The organism is Agarivorans sp. B2Z047 (assembly GCF_023373605.1).
Taxonomy (GTDB): Bacteria; Pseudomonadota; Gammaproteobacteria; order Enterobacterales; family Celerinatantimonadaceae; genus Agarivorans; species Agarivorans albus.
The window spans coordinates 4151439-4177661 of the sequence record NZ_CP088080.1; the positions used below are offsets into that span (position 1 = coordinate 4151439).

Annotated in this window: 31 protein-coding genes; 14 read left to right on the forward strand and 17 right to left on the reverse strand. The window is 44.1% G+C overall.

Annotated elements, in window-relative coordinates; all coding sequences use genetic code 11:
* Positions 1–5: 5 nt before the first annotated feature.
* Together LQZ07_RS19010 and LQZ07_RS19015 are read right to left on the reverse strand one after the other, a co-directional pair.
* A complete protein-coding gene (locus LQZ07_RS19010) occupies positions 6–1409 on the reverse strand; it encodes a di-heme oxidoredictase family protein (protein ID WP_249483263.1) in 1404 nt (467 codons plus the stop codon).
* Positions 1410–1485: 76 nt separating this feature from the next.
* Complete coding sequence (locus tag LQZ07_RS19015; protein WP_152782054.1) at positions 1486–2727, reverse strand: imelysin family protein; 1242 nt, start codon at positions 2725–2727, stop codon at positions 1486–1488.
* A 294-nt stretch (positions 2728–3021) separates the two neighbouring features.
* On the opposite strand from LQZ07_RS19015, the gene LQZ07_RS19020 reads away from it, so the two are divergent.
* Positions 3022–3189, forward strand: coding sequence for a hypothetical protein (locus LQZ07_RS19020; protein ID WP_194164118.1), 168 nt, complete (start codon positions 3022–3024; stop codon positions 3187–3189).
* 124 nt (positions 3190–3313) lie between these two features.
* On the opposite strand, the gene LQZ07_RS19025 is transcribed toward LQZ07_RS19020, so the two are convergent.
* The 3 genes from LQZ07_RS19025 to LQZ07_RS19035 form a co-directional block, all read right to left on the reverse strand.
* Positions 3314–3661, reverse strand: coding sequence for a RidA family protein (locus LQZ07_RS19025; protein ID WP_016403908.1), 348 nt, complete (start codon positions 3659–3661; stop codon positions 3314–3316).
* 59 nt (positions 3662–3720) lie between these two features.
* Positions 3721–5172, reverse strand: coding sequence for an FAD-dependent oxidoreductase (locus LQZ07_RS19030; RefSeq protein ID WP_152782056.1), 1452 nt, complete (start codon positions 5170–5172; stop codon positions 3721–3723).
* A gap of 346 nt (positions 5173–5518) precedes the next feature.
* Positions 5519–5965, reverse strand: coding sequence for a hypothetical protein (locus LQZ07_RS19035; RefSeq protein WP_152782058.1), 447 nt, complete (start codon positions 5963–5965; stop codon positions 5519–5521).
* A gap of 760 nt (positions 5966–6725) precedes the next feature.
* Here LQZ07_RS19035 and LQZ07_RS19040 point away from each other — a divergent pair.
* From LQZ07_RS19040 to LQZ07_RS19070, 7 genes are all read left to right on the forward strand, one after another.
* Positions 6726–7184, forward strand: coding sequence for a hypothetical protein (locus LQZ07_RS19040; RefSeq protein ID WP_152782060.1), 459 nt, complete (start codon positions 6726–6728; stop codon positions 7182–7184).
* 255 nt (positions 7185–7439) lie between these two features.
* Positions 7440–7688 (forward strand): Rha family transcriptional regulator, encoded by a 249-nt coding sequence (locus LQZ07_RS19045; RefSeq protein ID WP_152782062.1) that lies wholly within the window; start codon positions 7440–7442, stop codon positions 7686–7688.
* A 268-nt stretch (positions 7689–7956) separates the two neighbouring features.
* The gene (locus LQZ07_RS19050; RefSeq protein WP_152782064.1) at positions 7957–8682 is read left to right on the forward strand and encodes a phage antirepressor KilAC domain-containing protein; all 726 of its coding nucleotides are present in this window, start codon (positions 7957–7959) and stop codon (positions 8680–8682) included.
* Positions 8682–8870, forward strand: coding sequence for a hypothetical protein (locus LQZ07_RS19055; RefSeq protein ID WP_152782066.1), 189 nt, complete (start codon positions 8682–8684; stop codon positions 8868–8870). The genes LQZ07_RS19050 and LQZ07_RS19055 overlap by 1 nt, the downstream gene beginning before the upstream one ends.
* A 158-nt stretch (positions 8871–9028) precedes the next feature.
* On the forward strand, positions 9029–9211 hold the full coding sequence (locus LQZ07_RS19060; protein ID WP_152782068.1) for a hypothetical protein: 183 nt from the start codon (positions 9029–9031) through the stop codon (positions 9209–9211).
* Between the two features lie 702 nt (positions 9212–9913).
* On the forward strand, positions 9914–10639 hold the full coding sequence (locus tag LQZ07_RS19065; RefSeq protein WP_227981263.1) for a phage antirepressor KilAC domain-containing protein: 726 nt from the start codon (positions 9914–9916) through the stop codon (positions 10637–10639).
* Complete coding sequence (locus LQZ07_RS19070) at positions 10639–10827, forward strand: hypothetical protein (RefSeq protein WP_152782070.1); 189 nt, start codon at positions 10639–10641, stop codon at positions 10825–10827. Before LQZ07_RS19065 ends, LQZ07_RS19070 begins: the two co-directional genes overlap by 1 nt.
* Positions 10828–11080: 253 nt before the next feature.
* Here the strand turns inward: LQZ07_RS19070 and LQZ07_RS19075 are convergent, their stop codons facing one another.
* The 12 genes from LQZ07_RS19075 to LQZ07_RS19130 all read right to left on the reverse strand — a co-directional run bounded on the left by LQZ07_RS19075 (position 11081) and on the right by LQZ07_RS19130 (position 20397).
* Complete coding sequence (locus LQZ07_RS19075) at positions 11081–11416, reverse strand: hypothetical protein (protein WP_152782072.1); 336 nt, start codon at positions 11414–11416, stop codon at positions 11081–11083.
* 57 nt (positions 11417–11473) lie between these two features.
* The gene (locus LQZ07_RS19080; protein ID WP_194164119.1) at positions 11474–11623 is read right to left on the reverse strand and encodes a hypothetical protein; all 150 of its coding nucleotides are present in this window, start codon (positions 11621–11623) and stop codon (positions 11474–11476) included.
* Positions 11616–12209: a hypothetical protein gene (locus LQZ07_RS19085; RefSeq protein ID WP_249483265.1), complete on the reverse strand. Its 594-nt coding sequence runs from the start codon at positions 12207–12209 to the stop codon at positions 11616–11618. The genes LQZ07_RS19080 and LQZ07_RS19085 overlap by 8 nt, the downstream gene beginning before the upstream one ends.
* Positions 12202–13824, reverse strand: coding sequence for a hypothetical protein (locus LQZ07_RS19090; protein WP_249483267.1), 1623 nt, complete (start codon positions 13822–13824; stop codon positions 12202–12204). The genes LQZ07_RS19085 and LQZ07_RS19090 overlap by 8 nt, the downstream gene beginning before the upstream one ends.
* Positions 13825–13835: 11 nt before the next feature.
* Positions 13836–14846 (reverse strand): hypothetical protein, encoded by a 1011-nt coding sequence (locus tag LQZ07_RS19095; protein ID WP_152786492.1) that lies wholly within the window; start codon positions 14844–14846, stop codon positions 13836–13838.
* On the reverse strand, positions 14846–15553 hold the full coding sequence (locus tag LQZ07_RS19100; protein ID WP_152786494.1) for a DUF2612 domain-containing protein: 708 nt from the start codon (positions 15551–15553) through the stop codon (positions 14846–14848). The genes LQZ07_RS19095 and LQZ07_RS19100 overlap by 1 nt, the downstream gene beginning before the upstream one ends.
* Positions 15554–15555: 2 nt before the next feature.
* Entirely contained in the window at positions 15556–16779 is a 1224-nt protein-coding gene (locus tag LQZ07_RS19105) for a baseplate J/gp47 family protein (protein WP_152786496.1), read from the reverse strand.
* A gap of 38 nt (positions 16780–16817) precedes the next feature.
* Complete coding sequence (locus LQZ07_RS19110; protein WP_152786498.1) at positions 16818–17177, reverse strand: hypothetical protein; 360 nt, start codon at positions 17175–17177, stop codon at positions 16818–16820.
* A complete protein-coding gene (locus LQZ07_RS19115) occupies positions 17174–17902 on the reverse strand; it encodes a Gp138 family membrane-puncturing spike protein (RefSeq protein ID WP_152786500.1) in 729 nt (242 codons plus the stop codon). Before LQZ07_RS19115 ends, LQZ07_RS19110 begins: the two co-directional genes overlap by 4 nt.
* On the reverse strand, positions 17899–18759 hold the full coding sequence (locus LQZ07_RS19120) for a hypothetical protein (RefSeq protein WP_152786502.1): 861 nt from the start codon (positions 18757–18759) through the stop codon (positions 17899–17901). Before LQZ07_RS19120 ends, LQZ07_RS19115 begins: the two co-directional genes overlap by 4 nt.
* Positions 18752–19141, reverse strand: coding sequence for a hypothetical protein (locus LQZ07_RS19125; protein WP_152786504.1), 390 nt, complete (start codon positions 19139–19141; stop codon positions 18752–18754). The genes LQZ07_RS19120 and LQZ07_RS19125 overlap by 8 nt, the downstream gene beginning before the upstream one ends.
* A gap of 290 nt (positions 19142–19431) precedes the next feature.
* On the reverse strand, positions 19432–20397 hold the full coding sequence (locus LQZ07_RS19130) for a S24 family peptidase (RefSeq protein ID WP_249483269.1): 966 nt from the start codon (positions 20395–20397) through the stop codon (positions 19432–19434).
* Between the two features lie 187 nt (positions 20398–20584).
* Here LQZ07_RS19130 and LQZ07_RS19135 point away from each other — a divergent pair, with 187 nt between their 5' ends.
* From LQZ07_RS19135 to LQZ07_RS19160, 6 genes are all read left to right on the forward strand, one after another.
* Positions 20585–20842, forward strand: coding sequence for a helix-turn-helix domain-containing protein (locus LQZ07_RS19135; protein ID WP_227981745.1), 258 nt, complete (start codon positions 20585–20587; stop codon positions 20840–20842).
* Positions 20839–22824: a transposase domain-containing protein gene (locus LQZ07_RS19140; RefSeq protein WP_249483271.1), complete on the forward strand. Its 1986-nt coding sequence runs from the start codon at positions 20839–20841 to the stop codon at positions 22822–22824. The genes LQZ07_RS19135 and LQZ07_RS19140 overlap by 4 nt, the downstream gene beginning before the upstream one ends.
* Positions 22825–23152: 328 nt before the next feature.
* Complete coding sequence (locus LQZ07_RS19145) at positions 23153–23599, forward strand: hypothetical protein (RefSeq protein ID WP_249483273.1); 447 nt, start codon at positions 23153–23155, stop codon at positions 23597–23599.
* A 445-nt stretch (positions 23600–24044) separates the two neighbouring features.
* Positions 24045–24416 (forward strand): Mor transcription activator family protein, encoded by a 372-nt coding sequence (locus LQZ07_RS19150; protein ID WP_152786528.1) that lies wholly within the window; start codon positions 24045–24047, stop codon positions 24414–24416.
* Between the two features lie 2 nt (positions 24417–24418).
* Positions 24419–25240: a phage protease gene (locus LQZ07_RS19155; protein ID WP_152786527.1), complete on the forward strand. Its 822-nt coding sequence runs from the start codon at positions 24419–24421 to the stop codon at positions 25238–25240.
* Positions 25241–25244: 4 nt separating this feature from the next.
* Entirely contained in the window at positions 25245–26141 is an 897-nt protein-coding gene (locus LQZ07_RS19160) for a Mu-like prophage major head subunit gpT family protein (RefSeq protein ID WP_249483274.1), read from the forward strand.
* Positions 26142–26223: the final 82 nt, after the last annotated feature.

Sequence of the window (26223 nt, forward strand, 5' to 3'; positions counted from 1 at the left end):
AGTCCTTACAATGAATTCACAAAAGCCACTAGCGCTTCGCGCTGCGACTGATTCAAGTTAGCAAAGGCTTGTTTTGTTGCTTCGGCTTCGCCGCCATGCCATACAATCGCTTCGGTAACATTACGCGCACGCCCATCATGTAATAGTTGGCTATGGCCATTTACCGTTTCGGTAAGCCCTACGCCCCATAGTGGAGGGGTTCGCCATTGCTGGCCATTAGCCAAATACTCGCCACGACCATCGGCCAAGTCTGGCCCCATATCGTGCAACAGCATATCGGTATACGGGTAAATAAGCTGCTCACTTAATGCCGGCAATTGTTCACGTTTTGCGGTGGTAAAACTGCGTTTGTGGCAACTGTCACAGTTAACTTGGCTAAACAGTTTATCACCTAATTCAACTTGTTCAGCATCCTTAATGCGGCGTTTAGGCACCGCTAAATGCTGGGTATAAAACTCAACAAAACCAAGCAGTTTATCACTGACTTCCGAACCATCTGGATCGACTCCAGAGGTGGCGCTTAAGCAGTCCTGTTGCGCAGCAGTACAGTGATCTTTAGTGAACATTAAACTGGTAATGCCAATGTCGCCGTTAAATGCTGCAGCGTTTTGCTGCATCAAGCTAGGCTGTCCTGCCTTCCAACCAAAGCGACCTAAATTAAAGGCTTGTAGTTGAGCGTCCCACACTTGGTTAGCCACACCACGAATACCGTCGTTATTGCTATCGTCAGGATCGGCATTGGCTAAAATGTCTTCGGCACTAATGCTTTCAAGTAAACCTAAACCTATCATCGGTGAAGCAATACGCGGAGAAAACATTGTATTGGGGTGCATCTCGCCATAGCCTAGCTGGTCAACAGTCAACTGTGGTTGGCGTAATACAATACTGCTGCCGTCGGCAAACTTAAAAGGCTTATCGGTATAGGCAAAGCGAACCCGCGCTTCTGCGGCAACACCGGGTATGGCTTGGTCTTGAATTTGCCCGCCATAAGTAGGCTCTGGCACTACGCCGTTTTGAGCTTCTAGGGCTTTTTGTTGCTCTGTTTCTGCAGGAATGCTAATCCGCACCAACATCGATACAGCATTACTTGCCCCAACCGGTGCAGGGTGGCCTCGACCATCTTTAATGTGGCAGTTTTGACAACCATTGGTATTAAACAAAGGACCTAAGCCATCTCGGGCGATAGTGGTAGCTGGAGCTACAACCCAAGGGTTACGGAAGAAGCTGTTACCAGTGCTAAAGTTAAGCCGACCTTCAAAACCTAAATTTGCAGCCGGCATAGAAAACGCGTTGGCATCAATTTGGGTCGTTGTGGTATCACCGCCCGGTTTTTTGGGGTTGGCTAACACCGCCGAACAAAACACCGCCGCTACAGCAATTATTATTGTTTTTGTTGGGTTAAATTTCACACTCACTCTCTCCATAGAATGGTACTTCAGAAAGCACAAAAGGGAGCCTAAGCTCCCTTAAATAAACAACCTATAATTAGAACTCGTGATCTGCAGTATCTGGGTTTAGGTTGTCGATGCCTAATACTTTGGCGCTAGCTTCAATAGCGCGGGTTTGTTCAACCAAGGCTAATATAGTGCCATTAATTAGTGCATGGCCATCACTATTGCTAGCAGCAATAAGTTGGTCGAAGTATACGCCTTGTTGCTCGGCGCTCGCTACCAATTTGGCTGTTTCTGCCATAGATTGCTCAAACATCTTCTTGTTGCTCTTTGCAACACTTGGGTCTTTTTGGGCAACTAACTCAGCTAAGCTTGGACCAGTTAAGGTTGAACCATCTAAACGCTCAAAGCTACCAAAGTAAACATTGCTAATACCTTGGTTATTGTAGAAGTGAGAGTTGTGCGTATTGTCGCTGAAGCAATCGTGCTCGTCTTCGGTTGAATTAGCTTCTAAGGCTACCTTCATACGCTCGCCAGCTAGCTCGCCTAAAGACAAGCTGCCCATGCCAAACATCATACGGCGTAGCGCTTGTTCACTTGGCTCTGCCACTAGCTGCTGTTGGTATTCTCCACCTTTAGCCCACTGCTTGCTCATCCAAGCCAAGTCATCAACTAATAGCTGAGTTACAGCGCTTAGATATGCAGCGCGGCGCTCACAATTACCGTTGGTACAAGCATTACCTTTTGCAAAATCGGTATAAGCGCGCTCACCTGCACCAGCTTTAGTGCCATGAAGATCTTGACCCCATAACAAAAATTCTACAGCGTGGTAGCCAGTAGCAACGTTAGCTTCTGAGCCCGCTAATTCATTTAAAGAAGCTAATAGCTCTGGGGTAATGTTGCTTAAATCAACCTTGTCTTCACCTACTTGCAGGCTAGTGTTGGCAACAATATTTGCCGTAGCGCCAGGGTTGCCAAGCTCGTATTGGTAATCGGCGGCAACGTAATCGATTAAGCCTTCATCTAAAGGCCAAGCATTAAGCTGCCCTTCCCAGTCGTCGACAATTGGGTTACCAAAACGAAATACTTCACTTTGCTGGTAATACACGCGAGCCACTTTCCAAGCGTCTTTCGCTGCTAATAAGCTTTTTTCTGAAGGCGCTTCAATAAGCTGCTGTGTTGCTTGCTGAAGCTGTAAAGCACTGGCGTGAGAATCACTAAACACTGCATGAGCTAACTCTGCATAATGCTCTACGACTTGATCTTGTTTTACTTCTGCAAACGATGCGTTTGCCAACAATACTGTTGAACCTACTACTACTTTAAATAAGCGCATTGCCATCCCCTTCAAAACACACATGACAATCATTCTCATTATCTTTATCATTGTTAATAAGTAAACAAAAATATGTCATTTTGTAAAAATTAATAAAAAGTAGCGCCATTTAACAAAGCACAAAATCACCATATTGATGTAATTAAGTTGTCATATAATTCTCGTTAAATACCCGCGCATGAGAAATTCAGCATCTGGTGAGTAGGAAAGGTTGCCAAGCCTTTATGAACTATTTGGCAACATTTCCCGTTCTAATGACTTAGTTCACACACTTAAATGAGGGTAAAAAAGAGTATGAGCACGCTTAATGGAAAGCAGTTTTGGAAAGCATTACGCAAAAAAGGAATCCCACCTTCGGTATTTGCGATGAAAGCCAATTGTTCGTTAAACAGTGTCTATAACTTGAAAGAGCGCAACCGAATCCCAGAAAAATTTGCGCTGGTACTAGATAGAATAAATTAAGACATTCTGGCGAGTTAATCAGTACCCAGATTAACTCGCTTACTAAAGTTGTGTCGCCAGCTATGCCCTTATCAGGCTAACTTCTTTAAGCTCAGCCTTGTTCTCAAAGCTAACTTACCGCTGATTAAACGGCTGCAGTTACCGACATCTCAACCAGTATCTCTTCTCGCGCCATATGGGCTTGCACACATGCTCGTGCAGGCGGAGTGACATCGGCTATCCAAGCGTCCCACACTTTATTCATTTCGGCAAAATCATCCATGGTGCGCACGTAAATAGTCACGCTCAGTAACTTCGACTTATCGGAACCAACCGTTGCCAACAGCTCTTCTACTTTTTCTATAGTGGTACGGGTTTGTTCGGCAATCCCTTGGCTGGTGTCTTTAGCCACTTGGCCACATAGATAAACGGTATTGTTATGCACCACTGCGCGACTCATTCGCGCTTTGCTCTCGAAATGTTGAATAGACATGTTTGCTCCTTATAAAAAAGGCTAGCATCGCTAGCCTTCACATTATTAAATCATAGCGCTTAACGCGCCAAAGACAGTGGATAGTTACGTTGTTCTGCTAACTGCTCCGCTAATGTTAACACCTGTTGATAGGCTAAACCCTGAGTACTCTGTAAGGTATTAAGATCGCCGCAAGCGGCAGGGCTAAGTAGGCCTAGCTCTCGTATGTTTTCAATAATTTGCTCGGCAGCACTTAAGGCCGAAGAGAACTTTACAATCTCGGTACGCGCATAGTGGGCTTTATCGAAGGAAACGCTAGCTGCGCGTAAACTTGGGTCACTACCTGGTATTTGCTGGGCACCAAATAAAGGCCGACCAGCCACCTTGGCATTGCTAAAGCTTGGTAAGTAGCGCGACATATGTTTTACCGCCTCGACAGTGCGTTGTTCTACTTCTTCAGCTTGCCAACCTTGGGTTAACTTGCGACTTAAGCTTGCATCTAGCTCTGGTTGGGCACTGCTTTCGCTGGAGCTAACCAAGCCGCCTTTAAACAAGGTTACGGTGTCGGTCATGCCATGCAGCTGAAACAAGCCATCGGGATAGGGAGTTAGCTGCGCCATACCATTGGGCGTACCGCGCTCTCCATGAACAATAAGCTCTGGCCAGCGCCCTTGTGGATTTGGCCAAGTAGCTAAATATGCAGCTTTAAACTCAACCATTCGGCTACGGCTTAGCTTGGCCATATCGTCAATACTGCCACTGCGATATCCACAAGCGTTAATGAGGTAATCCGCCTCTATGCTATGGCTACCCTGCGGACTGCTGTAATCCACCCGCCAACGCGGTGTAGCACCTGGCAGTAGCTCTATGTGCGTGACTTTAGACTGGGTAAACACTTGGCAATTGGGCAAGCGCTCACTGGCTAACTTAACCGTGGCGGCAATACGCAACAGGCTTAAGCCGTATTCCTGCACCTGTACAAAGGGAAACTTAAAGGCCGATAAATCTAAGTTTTTGGCAACCGGAATCATCCACTCGTCTGGGCTTTGTGGCTGAGCCACTAACTCTTGTTCGGCCAGTGCCTCTAATTGTTCGCGGCTGTAAAGGCGATAATAATCTTCGGCTGGGCCTAGTTTTTGATTGGCAGGGTCTTGTTCAATAAGTGCAGCGTAATGAGCTTGCACCTTGCGTAAACGGGGAAGTAATGCTTCTGGCTCACCGGGGTCATTAAGTGGCACACTAATAACCGTAGGGCGCTGGTTAACAGCGTGCGGAAATACCCGCAAGGTATGAATGGATTGCTCAAGCAGCTTTAAACACTGTTCATCGGAGATTTCTCGATACAGATTACCACCGGCATGTAAATGACAAGCTGGCGGCCCGTTCACTAAACTGGGCCCTGCTTCAAACAGGCTAACCTTGGCGCCAAGCTCAGCCAGCTTAAGGGCTGCTGCGCTGCCGGCAATTCCACCACCTACTACGGCGACTTGAGGCGAAACAGAAGAGGTCGCCGTCACTGGGTGCATTTGCATCACTAAAATTTCATCCGCTAAAGAAAAAAACTATAACGTGAATATTCTAACTGCCGATCAGTAACAATGAAACAGAATTTGCCCTAATAGAGCAGAGCTAAGCTACAGATAAATCGAGAAAAGAGGTTCGCATAGCCAAACAGGAGGTATTGAGGTTGAGAGAACTAAGGCCATGTGGTGGCCAGCTAAATATTACAATGAATACTCACTCTCTATGATTGGGCCGCATTCATAGAGTGAAGTTCAAGCCTTAGATGCACTAAAAATGCTAAGCACTAGCCCCGTTGAAAACAAGGCTGGAAAGGTATGAATAATTTCGAAGGGGTCCCTCAGGTTCTGGCCCCTTTTATTCTTTAATCTTATTCCCATCAGACTTTTCTCTATACAAAAGTAAGCTATAAACGATGGTAGTGATTAAATAAGACAAACCTAGAAAAATCCCCCCTAAATACAGTTCAAGCAACGTCATGCTTACGCCTAATAAAATAGCATACGCTCTAAATCTCGTGTTAAAACTAAAAAATAGCATTCCACACCAAAACGAAATTGAAGACCAAATAGTAACCTCCATAAATGAATTCAACTCAGATAGTGCGTCCATGTTCAGCCTGTAGCCTGAAGTTCCTTCTAGAAGGTATATTTGATTAAACTCCTCCCTAGTGAGGAACATAGCCCATCCAAATGCCTCTTTAAAATGCGAGTTTAGATCTGGAGCATAAAAACTAAACCCAAAAGCATAGGTGAAGTAGGAAACAACATAGCCCAACACAGCAACTAAAGCCTTTGCATTCATTATTTAAACTCCGGACAACTGCTGCCAAACCAAACACCTACTGAACGTTTTGTAATCAGTGTCAAGTGCTACTCACTCTGCCAAGACTGGCTTCCCGTTGGATGAGATTGATATTCACAATATCCGCCTGTTTTAATAATAAAAGGGGTTAATAAAAGGGAGCAGAGTCACTTTAATCTAGCTACCAAAATAATAGGACACCCATATAATATTATTTTGATGAATAGTAACCCTAAAGCCAAAGCTTTTAACTAACTCTTGGATTAATTGTGATAAAAAGCAAAAAAGGAAGTATGTGAAAAAAATTGATAGCGGCAGCTTATGAACAACGCAGAAACGAAAAGGCCAGCTAATTAGCTGGCCTTTAAAATTTGGCAGGGGCGGAGAGATTCGAACTCCCAACATTCGGATTTGGAATCCGATGTTAGATCCCGTAAATACGGCGTTTTACACGTATATTTCAGAAGATTAATATAAAAAAACACCCCTCTTAAGTGCTTGATTTATATAGAAGCAGTTTGTTCATCTTCTGAATAATCTCGCTCACTTATTGAGCAACATTTACGGGCAGAATACAAATCAGATACCATCCTACCGTTGAGTTAGAACTCAATGCGTTTTAGCCTCAAAATCTTGTATGAGGTTGTACAATGGCTCTAGTTAAGTGCGTCGAATGCAAAAGTAAGGTTTCAGGTAATGCCCAGTCTTGTCCCAAGTGTGGTGCCATAGACTTCAGGCCACCACTAAAGAGAAAAACTATATGTCTCATGACTTAATTTTAGTCAAACTTTCTGACGAGCAAATAACTCAAGCAAAAAATGAAAATGGTAAACGAACTCGCCCTACTCACGCTTTGCTATGTGGTAAATATGGCCAACTTGTTGGTACCTTTAAGCAGTTACAAAGCCGATATCAAATATGGAAAGATTATGTTGGTGTTTTGTTTGACGCAGCTTACGAATCGGATAGTGAGCACATAAAGGATTTGAAAAGTACACATGACATAATTGGCAAAATGGGCGTTGACTTAGATAACATCCGGAAATCAGAATTATACGATTACCAGAAGAAAATATTTAATGATTATAGCCATAGCGATAAAAGCAACGTCTATGTCTGTGACCAAAAACCAACACGAAGCCGATTAAGTTTTAAAAAATTAGCAGCATGGTTTTTACTGGGCACCATTATTATCTTGTTAATTGGTGAATTATTTTAACCTTTACAAAGCTAACCAAATCGGTTAGCTTTCTTTTTGAGGCGTCGAAACCTCTTACACAGCGGCATCCGCACCCGATAGAAATGCGGCTTTTTTGTACCTTTTTTTTAGGTGCAATCCCGATCTATGTCGGGAGGGAGACTAATACAATACCCTTTATTGGGAAATATGTCCGCGGTCGCTTTGGGCCGTTTCGAACCTCCTGACACCCATCAGCTCATGGGTTAATTCGAAAAAATCCAAAGGAGGTCTTAAATGACCAATCTAGTTAAACTCGCCAATTCAGGCACAGCAGTTACCACCTCGATAAATATCGCTGAAGGTGTGGGTAATCCACACAAATCAGTTATTCAACTAATACGCTCTAATGAGCCTGATTTAAGTGAGTTTGGCCCTATCGCATTTGAAATGCGGAAGGGTAAACCACTCCCCCAAGGCGGGTTTGGTAAAGCAACAGAATACGCCCTACTCAACGAGCAACAAGCTACCCTGCTGCTAACTTAATTGACAAACCCAACCAAATCAGTTAGCTTTCTTTTTGAGGCGTCGAAACCTCTCTACAAGCGGTAAGCAACCAACCCCGTTAGTGTTGGCTTTTTTATACCTGAAATTCAGGTAGTCCTAGCATAGTTGTAATGATTTCTATGTCGGGAGGGTGATAGCCATATAACACCTTCGGGAAAACCTATCCGCGGTTCTTGTAGACCGTTTCGAACCTCCTGACACCCATCAGTTTATGGGTTAATTCGGAAAAACTATAAGGAGGTCTTAAATGGCCAATCTAACCCATAACCTGTCTATGCATAGTCTAGATATATCCCAACTTGTTGAGTCACGTCATGACGATGTAAAGCGAAGCATAAAACGCTTGTCAGACCGCACTATCATTGAATTACCGCCAATGGCGGAAATTAAAACCACGACCAAACCCACTAAGGTTTATTTGTTTAATGGTGAACAAGGCAAACGTGATAGCTACGTTGTTGTCGCTCAGCTTTCACCTGAGTTTACCGCTAGGTTAGTTGACCGCTGGCAAGAGTTAGAACAAAAACAAACGTCTCCAGCCGAACTCTCCCGCATGGAAATACTCACCCTAGCTATGCAAGCAGAGCAAGAAAACCAACAGCTCAAACATAAAATAGAAGAAGATGCCCCCAAAGTAGCGTTTGCCAAACAGGTAGAAGTAGCACCCGATGCTATATCGGTTGCGCAAGCTGCAAAAATCCTCGGTACCGGCCAACGGCGCTTATTCGCAAAATTACGCGAGCTAAAGTGGGTAACTCGCCGGAACGAACCATACCAGGATAAAATAGAGGCAGGACTGTTAGACGTAAAGCTTGGCAGTTGGCAACATCCAGACCATGGATTAAAGCAATCTGTTACCGCCTTGATAACCGGCAAAGGGTTATCTAAGTTACAGTTGCTTCTCTCTATTCCAGCATCTAGCCCTCTTTTATCTTCAGCGCAAATGTCTGCGCATCAAATGGGGGAGAAGTAATGTCAAACTTAGAGATACAACTAATTGATACCGCGCAATTTGGCGTGGCTTGCACTAATGATTTTAGAACGCTTGTTATTGCTATACAGCGCTCTAAAAATCTAGATGAGGCTAAAGGGTTAGCCAGGATAGCGCAGCTATTTATCGAAGAAGCCTATGAGCAATTTAGTCAGGTTGGTAAGAGGTAGGTTAGACATATAAAAGCCCGTTAACTCGGGCTTAATGTGCTGGCCTTTTTTATGCCCATAGAAAACACTCTTACACTAGTGATACATAAGCACAGGTGCATACTCCACCAGCTGGCTGGTAGCCTGTAATGCCACAATTCTAGTTACAAGGAAAAGTTATGACCGATAACAACATTAGAAAATACATATCAAATGAATTTAAAGAAATTACTGCTATCTTTAAGCAAATTAGCAACTCAAAGTCTAAAGAAGAAGTAAAAAAGCTAGCATCATCAGGAATAGAAAGAATGGATAATTTGAAATTGGAATTAAAAAAAATCACCAATACACCGAATAAATAACCCTTTACAAAGCTAACCAAATCGGTTGGTTCCCATTCCTCAGCAGCCTTAAGTTAAGCCATCGCGACTTGCACTACTTTATACCATTGGTGAGTATTTTTCAGTATGATTACTGCGTACCTTGGAGCTTTATAATGAATAGAAACGTAAAAGAATTACCCAGAGCAAAAAAAAGACCTCATATAAAGGCAACTAAACATTTAGATTTAACAACCTTATCAGGCAAGCAAATCATTGTTTCTGAGACCAAGTTGGTACTGAGAACTCATCACTTAACGTTTAAAAAGTTGAGTGATATGTGATGAATATTATTCAATTTCCAGCCTCTAGAGTCTCAGAAATAAACGAGAGAATACTGACGAGCAGCCAGGGTGGGTTTGGTAAAGCCACAGAATACGCCCTACTCAACGAGCAACAAGCTACCCTGCTGCTAACTTAATTGACAAACCCAACCAAATCAGTTAGCTTTCTTTTCGAGGACTCAAAACCTCTCTACAAGCGGTACTCAACCAACCCCGTTAGCGTTGGCTTTTTTATACCTGAAATTCAGGTAGTCCTAGCATAGTTGTAATTATTTCTATGTCGGGAGGGCGATAGCTATATAACACCTTCGGGGAAACCTATCCGCGGTTCTTGTAGACCGTTTTGAGCCTCCCGACCCCCATTAGGGGTAATCTCAAAAGAACTATAAGGAGGTCTTAAATGGCCAATCTAACCCATAACCTGTCTATGCATAGTCTAGATATATCCCAACTTGTTGAGTCTAGACACGATAAAGTAAAACAATCAATCGAAAGACTCTCAGACCGCGCCACCATTGAATTACCCCCAATGGGGGAAATTAAAACCACGACCAAACCCACTAAGGTTTATCTGTTTAATGGTGAACAAGGCAAACGTGATAGCTACGTTGTTGTCGCTCAGCTTTCACCTGAGTTTACCGCTAGGTTAGTTGACCGCTGGCAAGAGTTAGAACAAAAACAAACGTCTCCAGCCGAACTATCCCGCATGGAAATACTCACCCTAGCTATGCAAGCAGAGCAAGAAAACCAACAGCTCAAATATAAAATAGAAGAAGATGCCCCCAAAGTGGCATTTGCTGAACAGGTAGAAGTAGCACCCGATGCTATATCGGTTGCGCAAGCTGCAAAAATCCTCGGTACCGGCCAACGGCGCTTATTCTCAAAATTACGCGAGCTAAAGTGGGTAACTCGCCGGAACGAACCATACCAGGATAAAATAGAGGCAGGACTGTTAGACGTAAAGCTTGGCAGTTGGCAACACCCAGACCATGGATTAAAGCAATCTGTTACCGCCTTGATAACCGGCAAAGGGTTATCTAAGTTACAGTTGCTTCTCTCTATTCCAGCATCTAGCCCTCTTTTCTCTTCAGCGCAAATGTCTGCGCATCAAATGGGGGAGAAGTAATGTCAAACTTAGAGATACAACTAATTGATACCGCGCAATTTGGCGTGGCTTGCACTAATGATTTTAGAACGCTTGTTATTGCTATACAGCGCTCTAAAAATCTAGATGAGGCTAAAGGGTTAGCCAGGATAGCACAGCTATTTATCGAAGAAGCCTATGAGCAATTTAATCAAGCTGGCAAGAGGTAGGTTAGACATGTAAAAGCCCGTTAACTCGGGCTTAATAGGCATATTTGTAGGTATTACTTTTTTATCACTTTGCTAAGAGCGAAGCCGCCTATGCCACCAATCAATATATCGAACACTTTTTCCGAATATTCGCCATAATCTAAAGTGATTGTTGCTATCAATAATGAAAACACAGTCAAAGTTAAAAGTATTTTCACCAAAAAATTAAGACTAATTTCCATCTTTATCTGCTCCCAAAAGACCTTTTTATTGGTTAAAGAGCCAAGCGGCACACTTCTTTCGAAAGCTGCTTACTCATTAAGACTTCTAACCTGGTGGGGGATGCATCACAAATAACTTGAATAGCTGCAATTTGAGCTCCCCAGTCGTTTTTGTGCCACTCCTTTACTTGCGCCTTTATCTCTGCATCAGAGCCTAAATCTTTAAACCCGTAACTGAGCACATCAAATGCATATTGGGTAGAGTATGTTTCCACTTTCTCTGATATCTCGGTTGTTTCCATAGCGGTGTAAACCACTAAGGAGATAATAAATACGTCTTTTAGCGTAACCTTTTGCTTTGATAGCTCAAATATACTCGCAATATTCATGTTTCCATGCCTTTTATTTTGAAATAAAAAAACTAAATCGGGCTCGACGTATATCAATTAAGTAAAGCCTTCTTCTAGTTGGCATAACTCACCCTTAAAACAGTGATTTATAGAGCTGTACAGCTTGGCGCATAAGCTTAGCTTTACCTTTGCCAACATCGGCACCAGTAGCGGCGGGTCTGCGTGAATAAGCTTGACGCTAGGCATTTAGTTCCCCCTGTAGCATTAATTGAATATCAGCGTGATAAAGATCATCAAGGCTAAAACTTTCCAGCGCCCCCCTGACGCGCTGGGAGGCGGCAACGATAGATAATGATGATTTGTGCTTGCGCGCCTTATCGAGCACCTTCTGGCAAAATCGCGTTTTGTCATCGTTGCAATATAGATCTATTACCGGGGTAGAAATTGAGCTATCACCTAACCACGCTTCAGCCTCTTGTTCCTGTGTTATCCAACTTTGGCGCTCAGCCTCTGAATATTTAGCCTGCGTGGGTTGGTAGAGGCTGTCAGTGTAGATTGATAATGCAGCTAACCGTTCATTGAGTATTTCAGCATGGACGCTTTCAACTGTTTTTATCCAGAAGTAGTTCTTTAAACTAGGGTCTATTTGTAGGTGCTCAAAATCAGGACGGTACGGGGCCCAACGCCCATCAGCAATAAAATCAGCATCCGCGGGTATTTCAATAATAAATGATTGTTTATGCCGTTTGGCTAGCGCATTAGCCGTATCAATATCAGGAACAATCACAATGGTATTCGCGCCGTCTTTAGTAATGGCCACTGCATTAATCATACTTAACCTCCCAAATATCAACGGTGCTTAAGGCATTAGCAGTATATATATATACAGGCTCGTTAGTGCCAAGCCCCACTGCATCGTTAAGGTCAATAAATGCTCCCTCGTCAACATGTTCGGCCGACCAGCCTATATCAAATGGCGTACGTAAAAACACATTGCCGTTATTAATGACGACGGCTACCATGCTATGGTGGGTAGCCTGTATAGCGTTATCATATCCTTTTACAAACGTTGGCGGAGTTTCAATGGCTTTTTCATACCAATTAAGCTTTGCGCGTAGATAATCTCTTAGGGAGTTAGCAACCAGAATATCCGAGCCGAACCTAATATAGCCAATTTGACCCTTTCGCTCCTGGTATGACGTCGCACGAATAATGTAATATTTATCCTGTCCATTACTTACCGCGAATCCATCGCCTACATTCCTACCGATGGTTTGACGCCCCAAATACTCCATGTTTGCGAAAGGGTGCTCAACCGGACTAGTGCCACTACCTGCACTATTTGCTGAACTGGTGATTAACGAATCGAACGACGTAAACTCAATATCATTACCGTCACACTCAATGGTCAGTTTTACCTCCAGCGGGGCCGATGGTAGGCCGTTTTTGCCGACTGTAACTAGATTATTCGAAATAAATTGGTCTTTGTCATTATTGCTCTCTTCAAGGGGTAAAATGCGTTCAGATATCAATAAGTCATCTGACGCGCGTCTTATTCTAAAGGTAACATTTCGCTCTGAGCCGGTATCAAAATCCAAAAATACACTGGTTAAAAAGTTGAACGATGCATTTATCTTCAACGTTACTGTGTTGGTCGTTTCATTGAACTCCAGCACATCCGTGTCAGTGCTATCGACAAGCACACTAAGTGGAACCGGCGTCTCTATTTGCGGTATTTCTGCAAATACAGGTGTATTTTCATTTTGTATCTGCCCTTGTGCGCTCGCAAGGTTTGCAATGGTTTCGGTGAGCGTAAGGATATTTTGAGAATTCTGATCTATCGATTGGGTATTACTGCTAATGTTATCCGTATTTTGCTGTATAGCTTGGCTATTGGATTGAATATCTTGCTCGTTTTGGTTTATTGCTTGGGAGTTGTTATCGATCGCTTCGATGTTACCCTCAATAGCTTGAGTGTTTTGCTGTATTGCTTCGGTGTTACCCTCAATAGCTTGAGTGTTATCTTCGATCCCCTGAGCATTATCGCCTATCGCATCTTCCAAGGGCTTTAAATAATCATTCCATGCAGAAGAAGCCCCCTCCACAGGGTCTATTGGTGTTGTGCCTGGCCCAGATACTTCAGCAGCTTGGTAAATACGGCCATCAGAACCACGAACAAACGCCCCAACTGGATAATCAATTAAGTTAGTCCAACCAAGAAGACCGGTTGTTTCAATGTCTTTTACTAGCTTAGTAGCTAAGTGAAATATTTGATTGAAAGAACCTGACTCAAGCGCGCGCTTGAAAGCCTGACCTGTAGCGGATTGGTTATCGGTTGTCTCTGTATTTCGATATGATGTGCCAGGTACTGCACCGCCTTCAGGGATGCTAATCTCTGCATCTTCCGCCCAAGGACGAAGAGTTTTGTAGTTTCTAGTGTTTGACATGATGGCTCCACCTAAGTAGTGATATATATAACTTTAAAATTTCCACCAGATGTTTTTGTTAATGTCAAAATAGGCGCAGTATAGTCATAAGAAAATCTATAATCTGTACCGTCATTATTATCGACATTGATAGAGCCGCTGGTTGTGTCTAAATACAAATGCCTCAACGGTAGAGTAACTTCTCTGGTCATGCTAAGTGCTCCTACGCCGATTTGAAACACATTCAACAAGGCATTTTCTGGCGAATCAGTAATAGTGCTTAGATTAATGGCGATAGTCGAAACATCATCTGAGCCTGGAATGATATTTACTGTAGTTCCTGTTTTTAACGCATCCAGTTTCTGTTGTAGGTAAAGCGGAACAACAGCAGAATCATTGTCCTCCCCAATTTCTACTTCAATCTGAGTCGATTTTCTCATCAAGCCTTTTGTCGTAAATGATGCATCTTGAATGTCATCTAGTTTCTGCACTTGGGCGTTACTTAGGTGGTTTCGCTCAGCACTAGAGCCGCCTTGTAGATTATCCAATGCATTATGATCTTTGGTTAACCCTTGAAGCTTTTGTAGTTCAGCTAAGGAAATATGATAGCGTTCATTAGCTACTCCACCCTGTATACTTTGCAATTCATTGTGAGGAGGAATATCTACAACCTGCTTCCAATAAGTTGGGTTTGCTGTTGGGTCTTTTCCCCCGCCAAAGTCTGGGCCACTATCTTGTAAGGCTTTGTAAAGCAGATTATTGCTACCAAATACCAGCGCATAGCCTTGGTCATAGTTTACTTTGTCAGACCATCCAAGTACGCCGGTGCGGTCTATTAACTCGGTCAGCGTGGTAAGTCGAAAGAGAATTTCATTGAATTCTTGAGACAATACTCGCTGCTCATAACGCCAACCATTGGCAATGTCATCAAGACCATTTACTGGATCTCGATAAGGCGTACCAGGTGTAGGCGGAACAGGAATACTCGTTTGAGCATTTTCAGCAAAAATGCCAGGGTTTTTATCATCGCGAACATTGGCCACTATTCAAAACCTCCAATAGAAACAGATAACAAACCCAAGTCAGGCCCAGCAGTATCATTGTCAGGCCTAAAGGCAGGGGTTGGTGCGAATTCAGCGCCGAGTATTCGGCAACCGGTTGGGATAGGTAAAAAGTATTGTCTATCAGATGCTTCATCATCGATGACGGAGAAAAGCAGCTCCAGATACTCTTCGGGAAACAACTGGGTAATAATCAAGTTAATGTCATCGTTACCTAGTTTTCTAATGCTAATTGGCGCATTAAATACAAGCCTAGTGAACTCGATGAGCTCAGGAATTGAGCCGTATTTAACATGGTTTTTAAAAATTTTAGATTTAATCAATGCTCGATATTCTTCATCATCGGCAGTCTCATCACCACCGACCTGACCTTCCAGCCATACAGGGCTACCATCAACCACTGTTGTTTCATCATCGAATGTTAGCCAAGGTCTAGCATCTCCCAGGGGAATACGGCGCTGACCAACAATCTGACCTATAACATCAAGTTGGTAGCCAACACCGTCCTCAATGGTTCTCGCGAGTAAAGCGTTTATATTTGTGTCATAAAGTTCTTGTGATTGCTTAATCAGGGCTTGGCGAAACGCCATCATGATTGGAGAACGTCGAAAAACTGCTAGATGATTTTCACAAGCCTCATCTTGTTGGTCTAGCTCATATTGAGAAAAATCAATAGGTCCAAATACCATCGTTACACCTCGATAGTAATATTGATATTCTCAGCCAGAAATCTTGGATAACTAAATACACCGATCGAAATATCATCTTGTCCAAAATCAACACCATCAGCAGATATTTCAAAGGCATTTACGCGATGCCCCGCAACAGAGTTAATCGGAGTAAATAGCCGCGTATAGATAACCGTTGATCCTGGACCAAATCCTATCTCTCTAAAACCCTCGAAAACATTAATCTCGGGTGCGCCACCGCGAGCATAAGCAATGATAGCTTGTCGAATAAGCTCATCACCGTTACTCGGGAAAATGTTTTGGTTGATAGCTAGCTCTAAATTGATGTAGATATCGACTGGCGCTGGCCTTGTAAAGAACACTAAATATGGTTCGTCTTGCGCATCATAGATAGTCACTAATTGCGTACCAAAGAACTCAATACCAGCCCCTGAACGCTGAAGTATGGTTGTAGCGATTTCCTCATCATCGCCACCAACAATAATTACAGCTTGAGTCTTAGCAGGTATCCCTCTAGCGTCTTCTGAAAGCGTGTTATTAATAAGAACGCGCACATAAGAAACATCGCGAAGGTTACTTAGATTGGCCCATACAGATTCAGCAGGAGCAGCCGCTGGGGCCAATGTTGAGCGACTTCTCCTAACTCTAAGCTCACTATCTGTTTCAATATTATTACCTAGGGAAACGGCTCCGTTATTACTCACCGTTTGCCATCCTGGCTGCGGTGTCACAATCTTATTTAATACTCCAGGCGCCACATCGACAGGACCTGTCACCGTGTTGGTAATTCCTACCTCAGCTTGACCAGTAACATCGAGCATGACCTCACTGTCAGTTATCCACTCTCGCGTTGAGAACTCATCAGCAATAATTTGTCCAGCAGGAATGATGGCCCCGGCACTACCTGTTAATACAGCCGTATCACTTGAGGCACTAGCCTCTTGTCGGCCAATACCATTAATTTGTACCAAACCCGATAAAGAAGGCCCAACCGCTAGTGATGGGTTGAACTGATCATAAATTAATTTGCTTGTTTCCCAGCAATCAGCAACCCCCACCAAAGGTACCTTGGCAATCTGCATTGCGGGGTCGTCACTGCTAAAGTCAGCGTCTAGACGTTCTCCACTACTAGGATCAGTTATCAGGGATAAGTCTTCTTCAGCTTCTTCGATAATATCAGCAAGTCTCTTACCTTCATAACCCTCATCGGTCACACCAAATGCCATAACAACTCCAAAAAAAAGCCCCGCGTTTGCGGGGCTGGTTAAATACTTAAACGAATTGGCTCTGATTGGCCTTGAATACTAATGTCTGAGTTGATAGTGAGCGCGCGCCGGTCTTTAGTGACAGACATAAGGTTTATCTTGTCGACTTCTATCACATCAAGGATTTCACGGCGCAAAATAGCAGATACCTCACCGGTGCCTAACTTTCCGCCAAGAATGCCGCCTTCACCATAATAAGGAACACCTTTAGTTATATCTAAAAACCACTCGCCGAACTCTGTTTGCAAGCGTACATAAACGCGATCAACTGCAGCATCACTGCCATTGGATATAACCAATCGACCGCCCTTTATCGAATAGTCATTGGTTGTTTGGTTAAGTAAAAATGAAAAGCTCATGATTCTGGTTTACCTGATCTGCCGGCAACATTGCCATTTAGGGAGTCTTTAAGTTCACCCTCTGGCTTGTGGTTGTGATCTTTACCCACATTCACTCCATCATGATTAAAATCACCACCATTTGAATCTAAGCTGCCATTAATCACCACGTTTGCGTTAATAGTTAGCAGACCATTGGTTAACTTGGTTGCGCCCGATCCCACCACTTGCTCTATCTCATTGCTTCGAACAGATAACCTTGTGGTACCGTCACTATTTCTGATCTCCACGGCGTCATTGTTATAGCTGTTAATACTGGCTAGCTGCGAGCATAGAGGTAAACAAAAGCAGTCACTCAAGTCATGGTGTCGAAGCTCTTTAAGTTCTGGCGGATCTTGCGGGCCATCGGTTATTTGCCAATTGTCCAAACCACGGTCTGAAACAACAAGTAAGCACTCGTCACCCAGTTTAAGGGGTACCGTTACACTTAAACCTAATGACTTTGAGCCCGTCAAATAAATCGGCACATTAGCAATCTTAGGCTCGCTTTCTGTTCTAGATCCGTTATTGCTACTCTTAATTAGCCGGCGAACGGCAGGAATCACATCGACACACCAGAATCGGCCATTTTTTTTAGGCTCAGAATCGACTATGCCAGGCACTGCAGTACGAAGTTTTGACGTAAAGCGAGACAGAGCCAAACGAAAAGCGTCTTCATCACTTTGGCTTATAGAGGTATCCGTCATGTTAGAAACACCTTACTGGTTAGGGTAGTATTCCAAGCGCTACCATGTGAGTCTCCAGTAATGACCATATCAAAGACTTTATATTGTCCAGATAAGTCTTCATCCACTGTTGGGTTCACCTCCACCACATCACCAGGAATAATGCGAGGATCTAAAATAGTAGACATTTCAATGCCTGTCTTTATCTGCTCTGGACCGTTTAAAATTGGATTAGCATTTAGCAAGATGTTATCTACGCGATAAACAAGGCCACGCGATTTATCATCATCAATAGCTTGAAATACTCCATCTTGGATTGACCAACTAAAACCATATTGGTCAGCAAGTCTGTTCAATAAATCTCTAGGGTTTCCCGCCAATGTTCGCCCCTTTGACGATAAAGAACCTGCTAGATTTATTCTGCCAGTTTCAACGCCCTCAATAGACTTAGCAATATCAGAAACAACAACAGAGAGCGGCTCAGCGCTTGAATAGGAGCGGCTATAATCTGCATTTAATAATGCCCCCCATCCATCTCTAAAGATTACAGTCGTATCTATTTCGGCATCTTTTCGCTCGTGGGTTACGTAGAGTACGCCTCCCTTGGCAATAAGCCTGATTTCCTCATCTTCATAGCCTCCCCATAACTCTATAGATAAGCTCTTTTGTCGCAGTGCATGGCGAGTTTCTGGAGAAAGGTTAGTGAAAACAACAGCACAATCATTAGGCGCACCTGTGATGGTTTTCTTAATACTGAAGCGGATCCTAATCTCATTGGTTTTGCCTGTGGTTTCAACCACCTTAGCACCCGCCCTTCCCTTACCAAGTAAGTCTTCAAAAGGGCCAATAAAGACTTGTATCTTTCTAATTCTAGCCACTGACTACCACCCGAGGAAACAGCAAATCAAAATCATAGTTAAGCGGTGGTGAGAAAAACAACTCTTCCGGCACTAGCGCTTCAAACTCTCCAGGTGCGAACCAATAAAAGCCAATATCTTCTAGGGAGTTTTCGCCAGTAGCATCCTTATCTAACCTAAACTGTCCGTATTGATGGGTTAGGGTTTTAGAGGCTTCTAGAAGATTTATAGCGCCCACCATATTGAGGCCTTCTGCAATAGGATCGCCATCATCAGTAAGAATATCCAGCACCCAAAACGCCATCACACGATTGTAATAGGTACGTAGCGTTAATACGTTATCACCCAAACTAATCTTCATTCTGCGGTCACCGGCAGAAGTTAGCGGTATTTTAGTTGCCATGTATCACCCTAAAAATCCTCTGGCTAGTTGCAATGCGGCTGAAGTATTGACCTCTTCACCATCAACGCGCCCAGCATGTATAGGAACTCCCAAACTGTCCAATACGGGATTATGCGGAATTTATTGGGATTAAGTGGGACGGAGCCAGAGATTACGGGGTGTAGAGGGACGCGCGGGGCTTCATTTGCGTGAACACCCCAAGTGTCCAAAAACATTAGTTTCTAAGTTTTTGGATCCGACAAAGTGAGGATAATTGTTAATTTAAAATGGGTCTTTAAAAAAGCTTTAAATTAACTTTTAGGAGGCTGAGTGTAATACCGACCTACAAATACAACTCGCCCAACAATCTCTATGTCTGCTTGATCTTGCTTCGTTAAGGATATGGTCCCATATAAAGAGTTATCGCTGATCAGGTTCCAAACACCCAGTGCATTCTGGAATCGCTTAACGTGTGTTTCTCCCATACTCGATAGAGCATATAGGTTGCCATCTGTTGGAGATGTGTCACTCCTGTCAATAACAACAATATCGCCATCACTTAGAGTTGGCTCCATTGAGTCACCTGTTATTGATATGGTCGCCAGCCCGCCACCTTTTAAGTGTTTGGTTGAAAGAACGTGCCTGCTAATGGCAAGTTCAGCAGCTCCTGTTTTAGAGTCTGGGTAAACGGTGTCCGTTCCATGTTCTCCATCTTTTTCATACGGAAGAATTGGGTGAAAAGTTGTTGAGAATGAATAGGATAGGTCTTTCACTATTTTTTCAAAAGCTTCATCGGAGAAGTTGTCGTTATAGTAAATATCGTTATTTGCCATCAATGCTTCACGGGTATACCTAGGGTACATCGAGAGGGTTTCTCTGAGTGTTTTCCATCGACTAGCAATTGTGTCGTAAACCTTAACCTTTCTTTGGTCAAGCTCACTCTTAATATCTTGGCTATCGGGGCAAAGAGACGCAATCATATAACCATTACTTAAGTGTGATGGTGCCGTATCAGACAGCTTACCTTGGCCTGTTAGAAGCCATGTTGCACTTATACCAAGGGCGTTTGATATTTGAATGATTTTTGATGCCGTAGGCTCCCCTCCTTGCAAATATCGCTTTAAACCAGATACCGATATTCCAACTTTTTTTGAAAAACCGGCGACGCTTCCCTCGCAATTAGCTAAGAACTCAATCCTCTTTTGTATCGTGCTGGCTCTTTCGAGTTGCCACTCCAAACCTGAAAGTCGGTTTCCAGTTAGATTTTTGTCATTCATATCTCATTAAACCTATTGATATTACAGTGGTTAGCTGTAAGAAATCTGCCCTCGAGCTCCAAATAAACCTGAAAGCGCCAGTAAAACTCTATAGAGCTTGATGAATCAATTTGGTCAAGCTAATCTTTAGAGACGCGGTGACTCTTTCGAGTAACCACGGGAAGTGAAAAGATTATAGGTGGTTTATATGAATGAAAAAAGCTTGCCTCCAATGACAGACAATAATGGAAACTGGAGAAGCGAATACATTTTGGCAGCTTTAAAAGCATCAGGTTGGAACTATGCAACGCTGGGCGTTGCTAATGGGCTTGGTAAAGCAACTCTTAGAAATGCCGTTAGAGCATGCTGGCCCAAAGGAGAAAAGATCATTGCTGATGCCATAGGTGTTGAGGCACAGACAATCTGGCCGAGCCGTTACAAGGGCGTAGTTGGGAGCGTTAAATGAGGTACTTTTCTGCATCGGAGTTAGTCGGCTTGCCAGGGCTCCCTTCTTCACGGCAAGGGCTTACAGCAATGGCAAAGCGGGAGGGGTGGAAGTTCAGAGCAAAGCAAGGCAAAGGTGGTGGTAAAGAGTATTGCTTTGAGTCCTTACCTATGAGTTGCCATCAAGCGCTATTCAAGAAAATAGGAGAGATTCTTGTTGATGGTGAGCCTCTTGGTATACCAAGACATGAGACTGACTACTGCGCTAGAACTTTGTGGCAAAAATGGGAGCAGGCTGGAGAAAAGGCTCAACACAAAGCGGAACATGATTTGCGAGTTGTTCGTTGCTGGCATGTGCTTAAAAGAGCGGGGCTAAAGAAAGGCCAAGCAACCGATGCTGTATCTCAAAAATATAGCTTATCAACCAAAACTATCAGCCGCCTACTTACTAAAATAGCACCTTTTGAAGAAAAAGATTGGTTGGCAGCACTAGTCAACACAAAAGCCATTGCAAATAGACGGAAAGCCATAAGTAACAGAGCAAGAATTCCTGACGAAGCGTGGGAGATATACAAAGCCGACTACCTACGCTCAGAACAACCGAGTCACGCAGCTTGCTACTACCGCTTAGAAGCGCTTGCCCCACAAAAGGGCTGGGAACTGCCGAGCAAGAAATGCTTCCGTCAGCGCCTATTGGCTACGGTATCGGAAGAAATGCGCATCCTAAAACGTGAAGGTGAGCACGCGCTGTTTCTCCGCTACGGCTCACAAACACGCACAGTGGAAGCTTTGTCGGCGATGAGCGCGCTAAATGGCGACGGTTATAAGCATAATGTCTTTGTGAGGTTTCCAAGTGGGGAGACTCGTCGCCCGGTGACGTGGTTTTGGCAAGACATTCGCACCCGCAAGATTGTCGGCTGGCGTACTGATATTTCCGAAAATATGGACTCTATTCGCTTATCGCTGCGTGATGTCATAGACCGTTACGGTATTCCTAAAAAAATCTCTATCGATAATACCCGTGCCGCCGCCAACAAGGACCTGACAGGCGGAGCAAGAAATCGTTATCGCTTCAAGGTAAAAGAAGACGACCCAGAAGGGCTGATTGTCGCACTTGGAATAGAAATTCACTGGACAACAGTTAACCTCGGCAAAGGCCATGGCCAAGCTAAACCGATAGAGCGCGCCTTTGGTGTGGGTGGCATGGATGAGTTTATCGATAAGCATCCGGCATTAGCGGGGGCTTATACCGGACCAAACCCGACAGCGAAGCCAGATAACTACGGCGAGCGGGTCATTCCCTTAGACGAGTTTCTAAAAGTCGTTGAGCAAGGCGTGCATTTGTTCAACTCCCGCGCTAACCGCGAAACAGAAATGTGCCAGGGGCGTATGTCGTTCAATGAAGCCTTTGAGCGGGACTACGCCAACGCGGTTGTTCGCATGGCAACGCCTGAACAAAAACGCATGTTCTTGCTCAGCGCTGAAACCGCCAAGGTGAGTAAGTTTGGGAAAATCCAACTTAAAGCGGGCGGAAAAATCCAAGAGCGTACGAACCAGTACTGCCATGATGCGCTTTTTCATTATATCGGTAAAAAGCTCATTATCCGCTTTGACCCGCAAAACCTGCACGGGTCGGTTCACTGCTACACCCTGCAAAACACGTACATCTGTGAAGCGGAGTGCGTTGAGCCATCCAGCTTCTATGACCGCGATGCGGCCAGAGAACAGAAGCGCCTGACAACTCGCAAGATGAAAAACGCCAAAGAGCTTGCCGCTGCTCAAACCCGCTTGAATGAACTCGATGTGGCCGCCCAAATGAGCCAGCTGAAAATTGAAGACGAAGAGCTGCCACCGCCAGCAGCAAGTGCATTAGTGCACGTGAAGCAAGGCAACACTGTAGCGCAAGTCAGCGCTGAATCACTCGAAGATGAACAACACTACGAAGCGGCCTTTGCCAAGAGAGTTTCGCTATTGATGGCCGAAAAACGCAGAAATGAAATTTAGATAACTAAAGTTGAGCTGAAACTGTAGTCACCTTAAGTGTTGACAACTATATTAATATAACCTAGTTTTAAATAGCGTCAGCAAAATCTGGCGTCGGGATTGATACCCCGTGTAAAATCAAAGGAGCACATACCACGCTCCGTTCTTCATTGCGTGGCTTTTTGTGTTCAGCGTTCGCACACCTAAGTTTATGGTGAGGCGAGTGGGGCTGCCTGCGGGCAGGCCGGTTTTCCTTTGGTTCCGGTAGTATCAACTCTGCTCGTCTCACCGCCATTAGAGATTGATACCTCCGGCGGTGGGTTGTTAATACCCAACCAAAGGAGGCAACATGCCTAAGCCAACAATTGTAGAGAACACCACCCTAGCCGCTACCGCTCGTTTATTGCCTAGCGACTATCAGTACAGCGAAGCCTTTAAAGCCCACTTCCCCGAGCAAGTTAACTATTTACTTCACCATCTGAAAGATCTTGTCGTCATAGCCCAGCGTGTTCCGGAGACTCAGAGCGCAAAAAACTCGAAGCAGTGGACGGAATGCCATGAAGCGCTGTTTTCAGCGTCAGTTGCAAGCCAGTCTATAGAGAGAATAAAACAAGCACTTAACAGTGAGCTATGTGGAGATGGGGACGCTGTTGCTCATGGGGTTGATAAGTTTGGTTTAACCTTGCAGCAAGAAAAGGCTCTAGCCATTCTACGAGCGACGCTACCCCATGAAGTGTTGCTTGCACTGGTTCAATCGGAGCGTGTCAACTATACACCTTCAAACAAAAACGCCTAAAACACCATTTTAAAGCACGTTAAAAAGGCGCAGCTATTATAGTTGCGCCTTTTTTGTTTTCCTTCCCCACGACCAGAGGAAGTAATCAGAAATTTAAATTCCAACTAGCTCGCCAATACGAAATAACCCAAGCGAGCGTTTACGCCATCATCAAAGAGCAGCGCGAAAAGAACAAAGCGCAAAATTAGCACAATTCATCAGCGCCATTCTAAGGCGCTGGAAACTATTTCTAGCGTGGTTGCTTGGGTCAAAAGTATTTAAACGCCTTACGGGCGATTTAAACGTGTTTTAAACAGGGTTAAAGCCCTCAGTTCAGCTTTAAAAGCCTATCAAAACCTAAGAAAAAGGACTAACGGATAATAGTGTGACTTTATCAGAAAACATTATTACGCTTTATTTCACGTTATTTGTTGGCATGTGTTAAGCGCATTTCGAGGTTATAGAAATGAAAAATAAACAAGCATTAATTGTGGCAGATTTAACCAGCTTTCTTGAGAATAGCGATTCTTGTCGCTGGTCGGGGCTTACTGGAGAAGTTTTTGAGGCTTTAAAGCAAGAACTGGTTGATGTAGATGAGAGTGGAGAAGTTGCCGCTCGCCTTGTGATGATGTTGAGCAAAAACTTTGGTGGCGCACAACTCTACTTTCCTCGTGCCACAGCTCTCAAGATTCACATTAGAAATAATGCAATTTGGCGCGACTTTAATGGAAAGAATATTACCCAGCTAGTTCGGGAATACGGACTATCTCAGCCAGCGGTTTATCGCATCATCCAACAGAAACGCAAAGAACACCAAACAACTCAAGAGGAGGGCTAAACATGCCCCTTATTGCACTGTGCCAAGAACTCCCCAAAGACAATACGGAGTGGGTTCAAATCTTACCAAGCGGCCCACAAATCAAAGGGCTGGATGGGCGCACCTTTTCACTATCCAATCCCGAGCTTATCGTTGAGGCGTTTAATGAGCGCGGTCTTCCATTGGTCGTTGATTATGAACATGGCTCTGAAGATGGCGAAGGGCCTGACGAGCAAGTAGCGGCAGGATGGATTGAAGAACTAGAAGTCAGAGACGACGGAGTTTGGGCAAAAGTAGAATGGACAGAAAAAGCCCAAAACCACATCTCCTCGAAAGAATACCGTTTTATCTCTCCAGCTTTCCTGCATACGGTTAGCGGCGAAATCAAGAGATTTAGCAGTGTTGGTTTAACCAACAAACCCAACTTGGTTATGACGGCGTTAAACTCAGAAGAAGCTGAAAACGGGCGCAACTGGGATGAGCTGTCTCTTGCGTTAGGCTCTGATGTTAATTCCCCAGAATCTGCGCTCAAAGCCTTAAACCGCGTCAAGTTGAACCAACAGAACGCCGAGAACGAAAAGCTGGTGAGCTCAGCAATGCAAAAAGGGGCTTTCCCCCCTTCTCAGCGTGAATTTATGCTCACCGCTTGTAATTCCCAAGGGGCTGAAAAGTTCAGTGCCTTTATTGCCGCAATGGGCAAACCTTTTGCACATCTGAAGAAGCCAATTAAACAATCTACCGCCTCTAAATCACCTCATTCCAAGCTAACACCATTGCAAAAAGCGGTGTGTCGTCAGGTGGACGTGTCTGAAGAGCTGTTTCTAAGTACCAATAAAGAGGATTAAACCAATGCCAGACCCGATTGATATTAACGACATTGTAATTGAATCAAGCAAAGCTTTTGCAGCCAAGTTTAACGAAGGGATGGCGGGACCCAACCCAGAGCATGAACTTATCGCAACGGTGCTTAAGTCAGCAGCTGGCGCTACAGGTTACGGCTTCTTGGGAGACTTTCCACGTCTTAAGGAATGGATTGGAGAGCGTCAGTTAAAAGACCTGGCGAAACACCAATACAACATTGTGAATAAACTCTTTGAATCATCTGTCAGAGTTGGTCGCGTTGACTATGAAGATAATGATTATGGTCGCTATGGTATTGTCTTCAAACAGATGGGTTATGATGCACGCATGCATCCCGACGAGCACATTTTCAGCTTGCTTAAGAACGGGTTTACAGAGCTTTGTTATGATGGGCAACCGTTCTTTGATACAGACCATCCCCTAGAAAAAGGTGGCACCGTTTCTAACGCCTATATTCCACCAAGTAACCCACAAGAAGGTTGGTATTTGCTTGATACGAGACGCCCAATCAAGCCTTTGATTTGGCAAGAACGTATCAAGCCAGAGCTTCAACGGGTTGATGATACCAATGATACGCATGTATTTACTTACGACGAATATCTTTTCGGTGTTCGGGCGCGTGGTAACGCTGGCTACTCCTTCTGGCAGTTGGCTGCTGGCTCTCAAGAGGAGCTCACGGCGGAGAACTTCACAAAAGTTTACGATGGGATGATGTCCCAGAAAGACAGTGAAGAAAAATCGCTAAAAATCAAACCGTCCATCTTAGTTGTTCCTGTAGGATTACGTGCTGCGGCTGAGGCTATATTGCTGCGAGAACGTTTAGATAATGGCGAAAGCAATACGAACTATAAGGCTGTTGAGCTTCTCGTATCTCAAGATCTATAGCTGAATTTTGTATCTTCTTCATTAATGGCTGCACAATATTGCGGCCATTTTTTTGGACACTTGGGGCGTTCCATTTGGACAC